Here is a 349-nt window from a genome sequence, read left to right on the forward strand (position 1 = left end):
GTGTACGGCTTGGTGCGCACTTTTGTGCGGCCGGTAGCCGTAGCTGTTTGGCAGAAAGTCTTGTTCCCAGATACCTTGCAGTACATCAGAAACCGCTTGCTGCACCACTTTGTCTGCTACTGTTGGCAAGCCCAAAGGTCGTTCCTTGCCATTGGCTTTGGGGATGTACACACGTTTAACATCCGCAACTCGGTAGGTGCCCGACGTCAGTTGCTCGGCTAATGTGTGGATATTTTCGGGCAATCGTTGCTCAAAATCGGACGCTGTCACGCCATCGATTCCTGAGGCCGATTGTTTATTGAGGTTAGCCCAAGCTCGATACAACGCATCGGCATTCAGCTGTCCGTAC

Annotated in this window: 1 pseudogene; it reads right to left on the minus strand. The window is 52.4% G+C overall.

What is annotated here, in order from left to right:
• A pseudogene (locus ACXAFR_RS27575) lies at positions 1–349 on the minus strand (group II intron reverse transcriptase/maturase); the annotation flags it as partial.

The organism is Pseudomaricurvus sp. ABR4_320, assembly GCF_056159445.1.